4 protein-coding genes and 1 tRNA gene are annotated in these 4,528 nt (G+C 37.7%); all 5 read left to right on the forward strand.

Translation table 11 applies throughout. The annotated features are described in order from the left end of the window. The first annotated feature begins 239 nt into the window (after nucleotides 1-239). On the forward strand, nucleotides 240-1,673 hold the full coding sequence (locus ACTNBR_RS15975; protein ID WP_441019186.1) for a DUF4153 domain-containing protein: 1,434 nt from the start codon (nucleotides 240-242) through the stop codon (nucleotides 1,671-1,673). Nucleotides 1,674-1,765: 92 nt separating this feature from the next. After that, nucleotides 1,766-2,608 (forward strand): fumarate hydratase, encoded by an 843-nt coding sequence (locus ACTNBR_RS15980; RefSeq protein ID WP_427807332.1) that lies wholly within the window; start codon nucleotides 1,766-1,768, stop codon nucleotides 2,606-2,608. A gap of 20 nt (nucleotides 2,609-2,628) precedes the next feature. Further along, nucleotides 2,629-3,240, forward strand: a complete 612-nt coding sequence (locus ACTNBR_RS15985) for a Fe-S-containing hydro-lyase (protein ID WP_427807333.1) — start codon at nucleotides 2,629-2,631, stop codon at nucleotides 3,238-3,240. A gap of 5 nt (nucleotides 3,241-3,245) precedes the next feature. Then, a complete protein-coding gene (locus ACTNBR_RS15990) occupies nucleotides 3,246-3,959 on the forward strand; it encodes a lysophospholipid acyltransferase family protein (RefSeq protein ID WP_441019187.1) in 714 nt (237 codons plus the stop codon). A 252-nt stretch (nucleotides 3,960-4,211) separates the two neighbouring features. Then, nucleotides 4,212-4,299 (forward strand) — tRNA-Ser (locus ACTNBR_RS15995). Nucleotides 4,300-4,528: the final 229 nt, after the last annotated feature.

Raw genomic sequence — 4,528 nt, forward strand, 5'->3', positions numbered from 1 at the left:
GCATAACGTTTGATAATGATGTTTTTGTAGTCCAGCATACATCATCCTCCTAAGAAATATATTTTCATCTGATAGATGAATGAATATATTATCCTAGAGATTTCTGTATCATTCAAAGCCTAACGGCTGTTCAGCTTCGCATTTCGGCCGTTTTGCTCCGCAAAACCGGCCGTTGGGACGCGCCATATGCATATTTTACAGCAGTCAGTATTTTTTATGGAATAGTATTTGCATTCTGCATGTATCAGAATTTATTCGGATGGACTTTTTTACTTTATGCAATCACAACAGTTATAGTTATTAATAAGTTTCTTAAGAAAGCTAATCTAATTCACAAAAAAGAAACAAAATTTATTTACATTGGAGTAATATTATGTGGAGTGTCTACATGCCTGACAGCAAATATGTTGATACAGTTTTTAAACTGGTGTTGTATGCTTGTACTTCTTATAAGTTTGATGATCAACCAGATGAATGAAGAAAGAAATGATAAAATACTGGTATATATCAATAAAATGATAAGGATACCTTTTGCGACAATCGGAAATATATTTCTTCCGCTGAAAAATACGAAAGAAATTATCAATAGCAGCAAAAAAGAAAGAACAGTAGATAAAGTGAAATGGAAACCAATCATTCTGGGAGGCGGTATGGCAATTGGCGTGCTGTTTGTGGTAGTACCTCTTCTTGCCGGTTCGGATATTGTATTTAATAGAATCATTAAAAGTGCGTTTTCATGGATGAATTTTGAAGGATTTCATTCATTGATCGAGAAGTTCAATACTATATTTGGAGTTTTAATTACATTTATGGCAGGATTTTTACTGATTTATGCATTTTTTTATGCATCATGTCATGTCAATTCAAATAAAGAAACAGAGAAGAAAGATAGGCAATACAAGTCTTTAACGGGAATTGCATTTACGGGTATAATTGCATCTGTTTATTTATTATACTCTATTATTCAGATTCAATATCTGTTTTTGAAGGCGGGTCTTCCGGAAGGAATAACGTATTCCGAATATGCGCACGCCGGATTCTGGCAACTTGTTCTGGTTGTAATGATCAATGTCAGTATGGTGATTTTGTGTTCAGAACTGTATGAGAAAAATAAATGGCTTAATTATATGATTACAATCATTTCACTATGTACTTATGTAATGATGCTGTCAGCAGCATATCGTATGAAGCTTTATATTGATGTTTACCATTTGACATTTTTGAGGCTTTGTGTGCTTTGGTTTATTGCGGCGCTTTCTATCGTAATGGCAGGAGTGATTATAAGTATTTACAAAAAAGATTTTCAACTTGTCAACTATATGATTGCTGTCATCGCAGGGAGTTATCTGATATTCTCTTTTTCACAGCCGGATTACTGGATTGCAAAATATAATGTGAGTCATATCGAGCAGCTTACATGTGCCGATCTTGAGTACATGATGTGTAACTTATCCCTCGATGCGGCACCGATTATTGCAGAAATTGACCCGAAAGAGGTATCATCTGATGATGGAGACGGATGCATATATTATTATGGAAATGCTCAGGAAAATTCTGCTGAGATTATGATGAAGAATTATTTTCAGGAAGTGTCGCAGCGGTGTGGGAAAATCGGTTTTCGGCAGGCAAACTTTTCCAAAATCCGTGCAAAACAGATTGCAGGTTCCTTTTGATGGTGTATAATTATTCTATATGCAGTTAATGTCGAATAATAGACGGAAAGAAATGCTGGCATAAAAAGGATACCGGAAGGAGAAAGACATTTATGCGTACAATAAATGTAGAAGAAATTACAAAGAATGTAAAAGAAATGTGTATCGAGGCAAACCATTTTCTGTCAAAAGATATGGATTGTGCAATGAAAAATGCAGCTTCCACTGAAAAATCACCTCTTGGAAAGCAAATTCTGAATCAATTGCAGGATAACCTGCAGATTGCAGCAGAAGACATGATTCCGATCTGTCAGGATACCGGAATGGCAGTTATATTTATCGAAGTCGGACAGGAAGTTCATTTCGAAGGTGGTATGCTGGAAGATGCCATAAACGAAGGAATCCGTCAGGGATATGTGGAGGGATATCTTCGAAAATCAGTAGTGAAGGATCCGATCATCCGCGAGAATACAAAAGATAATACACCTGGAATCATTCACTATAAGATAGTGGAAGGTGATCAAGTTAAGATTAAAGTCGCTCCGAAAGGCTTCGGAAGTGAGAATATGAGCCGTGTATTTATGCTGAAGCCGGCAGACGGAATCGAAGGTGTGAAAGATGCCGTCCTGACTGCGGTGAAAGATGCGGGGCCAAATGCCTGTCCGCCGATGGTGGTAGGTGTCGGAATCGGAGGGACTTTTGAAAAATGTGCATTAATGGCCAAAGAAGCTTTAACCAGAGAAGTAGGAAGTCATTCAGAAATTCCATATGTAAAGGATCTTGAAGAGGAACTTCTGGAGAAGATCAATAAATTAGGAATCGGTCCCGGCGGTCTGGGAGGATCCACAACAGCACTTGCAGTAAATATAAATACTTATCCGACCCATATTGCCGGACTGCCTGTCGGAATCAATATTTGTTGCCATGTCAACCGGCATGTGATCCGTACGATATAAAGAAAGTCGTAGCAGCAAGTATGAAATGTACAGTGCAGCGAATAGAGAAAGATAAGGAAGAAAGTGAGGAACAAACAGATATGGATCAACATATTACAGCACCGATTTCAAAAGAAGAAGCACAGTCCCTTAAAGCAGGCGATTACGTATATATAACCGGAACGATTTACACGGCAAGAGATGCGGCACATAAAAGAATGGACGAGACTCTCTCAAGAGGTGAGATGCTCCCGGTCAATATTGAAAATCAGATGATCTATTATATGGGACCGTCTCCTGCCAGAGAAGGACGCCCGATCGGATCGGCAGGACCGACAACGGCCAGTAGAATGGATAAATATGCACCAAGACTGCTTGATCTGGGGCTTGGCGCAATGATCGGAAAAGGCAAGAGAAGTCAGGCGGTTATTGATGCAATTATTAGAAATAAATCTGTTTACTTTGCGGCAGTTGGAGGAGCCGGTGCGCTACTCTCAAAATGTATCAAAAAATCAGAGATTGTTGCCTATGATGATCTTGGAACAGAAGCAATCAGAAAGCTTGAAGTGGAGAATTTGCCGGTAATCGTTGTGATTGATTGTGAAGGAAATAATCTTTATGAAACAGCAATCAAAGAATATTGTGAGGAATAGTACAGATGAAAAGAATTTTATTGATGGTATTTCGGAATATCATTCTGGTGCCGTTGATGTGGTGTAAGCTGTGCTATTATGCTTCACATGCGGATAAGATTCCAGAAGAGAAAAGATATAAGTTTCTTCAATATATAGTAGCAAGAGCAAATAAAGGAGGAAATGTGACCATAGAACCGCATGGACAGGAGAATATCCCAAAGGAAGGCGGCTTTATGTTGTTTCCCAATCATCAAGGACTCTATGACGTACTGGCTATTGTTGACGTATGTCCAAGACCGCTTTCTGCAGTCATCAAAAAAGAAGCTGCAGGAGTTCCGTTTTTAAAGCAGTGTGTAGCTATAATGAAAGCATTTTCGATTGACCGTGAAGATATCAGGCAGTCTATGCAGGTAATTTCAAATGTAACAAAAGAAGTGCAGAGCGGAAGAAATTATATTATATTTGCTGAGGGTACCAGATCGAAGATGGGAAATAAACTTTTGGATTTTAAAGGGGGAAGCTTTAAAGCTGCCACAAAAGCAAAATGTCCGATTGTGCCGGTTGCTTTGATTGATTCGTTCAAACCTTTTGATACAAGCAGCATAGAACCGGTAACAGTCCAGGTGCATTTCCTGAAACCGATGCTTTATGATGAATATAAAGATATGAAAACAGTAGAAATTGCGGCTGAGGTAAAGCATAGGATTGAAGAGACAATAGAAAAGTACGAAAAATAATGATGGAGCAGCAGGGAAATTTACGGACGAAGTAAAATCCCTGCTTTTCATTATTTGACGTTTCTTATCAATAAAAAATAGAGAAGTATACTTATAAAATCACAAATATATATAGAAGAAAAAAGTTTTTGAAAAAGATTAAAAAAACTGTTGACATAATACGACTTGTTATGTATAATAACTAATGCGCTGTGATGTTACAAGTTAAAAATGTGTAATGAAACAGTAAATATAGAATAAAATTCAGGCTAAGGAGAAATACTCAAGAGGCTGAAGAGGCGCCCCTGCTAAGGGTGTAGGTCGGGTGACCGGCGCGAGGGTTCAAATCCCTCTTTCTCCGTTTTCTTTTGAAAACACCGATTTAAAAAATAAAAAAATTCAAAAAAGGTGTTGACAAATGAAAAGAAACATGATATTCTATTAAAGCTGTCGCGAACGACAGCGAACAACAAAGAACGTTGATAACTAAACAATAGACAACAACCCTGAAAATTCTTTAAGAGATTTTTCAAGAACGGTTGAATCGACAGATTTAACAAACCTAAAAACAGTAAGAAGGAACAGAATTG

Origin of the sequence: Bariatricus sp. HCP28S3_F11 (genome assembly GCF_052065395.1) — a bacterium.
In the GTDB taxonomy this organism is placed as follows: domain Bacteria; phylum Bacillota; class Clostridia; order Lachnospirales; family Lachnospiraceae; genus Allocoprococcus.